Here is a 1895-nt window from a genome sequence, read left to right on the forward strand (position 1 = left end):
GACGGCCCGGTCGACGCCCGCGCAGTACCCGCGGGGGGCCGCAAGCAGCACCCGCTTGGTCTTCGTCACGGTCGGAGCACCGGTCTCGTCAGGCTGGGAAGTCACGGCCCCATCGTACGTGGCCGGAATCAACGCCTCCGGATCCATACCAGGTGCGAAATCGCCAGCGCGAACGTGCAGGACACGACCGCCACGGCGGCATCACCGAACGAAGTGAGACCCGGCGTCGGCGTACCCTGCCCGGCTTTGTGAGCAGCATCACGGCGAGCAACGCGTCAGTGCGCCGATCAGCACCGCACGGAGAGTCGCCGGGTTGCCGCCGGCCATCTCCCAGATCGTGCCGTAGTCCGGCGGCAGAAAGCCCGGTCCACCAACACGTCGAGGAGCCGCCCGCCCTGTCCGGACGGCTCCCCCGCGGGAGGTGTAACCAGGCCCCAAGAATGCCCCCGCCAAACCCTTGTCCGCAAAGGATTTACCACCCAAACCCAGCGCGGCGCGAAGCTCGCGAAAACCTTCGACCTGGCGCAGAGGAAACAGTTCGCAAGCGTTTTCTGCGGCGGAATCCCTCGATTGTCGGTGGTAGGTCGTAGGGTCTGGGGGTGGCTTTGGAGACGTCGCCGGAAGCGCCTGCGGCCGTTCGGACGATTGCGAACGGGATTGCGAGCTGGATCAACCAGCTCGGGTCCGTGTGGGTCGAGGGGCAGCTGACGGACGTCTCGATCGGGCGCGGGACGACAACCGTTTTCGGAACGTTGCGGGACACCGATGCGGACATCTCGCTGCGGTTCACCTGCAACCGGCGCGTGTTCGAGACGGTCGACGTCCGCGACGGCTCGCGGGTGCTCGTGCATGCCAAGCCGAACTTTTTTGCCCGGCGCGGCACACTCGCGCTCGCGGTCAGCGAGATCCGGCACGTCGGCATCGGCGAGCTGCTGGCCCGGATCGAGCGGCTGAAGCAGCTGCTCGGCGCCGAAGGCCTCTTCGAGTCGTACCGGAAGAAACGCCTGCCGTTCCTGCCGCACACGATCGGCCTGATCTGCGGGCGCGACTCAGCGGCCGAGCGCGACGTACTCGAGAACGCGAAGCGCCGCTGGCCGGCGGTCGCGTTCCGGATCGAGTACGCGTCGGTGCAGGGCCCGTCAGCGGCCGCCGAGGTGATGACCGCGCTGCGGAAACTGGACGCGGACGACGCGGTCGAGGTGATCGTGATCGCCCGCGGTGGCGGTTCGCTGGAGGACCTGCTGCCGTTCTCGGACGAGGGGCTGATCCGGGCGGTTTCCAAGACGAGTACGCCGGTGGTGAGCGCGATCGGGCACGAGCCGGACACGCCGCTGCTCGACCTGGTCGCGGACCTGCGCGCGTCCACGCCGACGGATGCGGCGAAGCGGATCGTGCCCGACGTACGCGAGGAGCTGGACGGCGTCCGGCTGCTCCGCGAGCGCGGGCTGCGGGCGGTCAGGTCCTGGCTGGATCGCGAGGCGCATGCGCTGGCGGCGATCCGTTCGCGGCCGGCCCTGGCGGCGCCGGTCAGCGACCTGCAGCGGAGGTCCGACGAGATCGCGGCGCTGGTCGAGCGCAATCGGAGGACGCTCACGCATCGGCTGGACCGGGCGAGCGACGACATCGCGCACCGGCTGGCGAGTGTCCGGGCGTTGTCACCGAAGGCGACGCTCGAGCGCGGGTACTCCGTGCTGCAACTGGCCGACGGCACCGCCGTCCGGGAGATGGCGCAGGTGGCGCCCGGGGACCTGCTGCAGGCGCGGGTCACCGACGGCCGCTTCGCGGTGGAAGTCAAGTCCGAGGAGAAGAAGTGAGCGGCGACCGACCCGAGATCACCTACGAGCAGGCCCGCGAGGAGCTCGTCGAGGTGGTCCGCAAGCTCGAAGCCGGCGGCA

1 protein-coding gene is annotated in these 1895 nt (G+C 69.6%); it reads left to right on the plus strand.

What is annotated here, in order from left to right; translation table 11 throughout:
- Window positions 1–599 precede the first annotated feature (599 nt).
- Entirely contained in the window at window positions 600–1814 is a 1215-nt protein-coding gene (gene xseA / locus VFF46_RS37295; RefSeq protein ID WP_325041983.1) for an exodeoxyribonuclease VII large subunit, read from the plus strand.
- Window positions 1815–1895 lie beyond the last annotated feature (81 nt).

This window comes from Kribbella sp. (genome assembly GCF_035655035.1).
Classification (GTDB): domain Bacteria; phylum Actinomycetota; class Actinomycetes; order Propionibacteriales; family Kribbellaceae; genus Kribbella.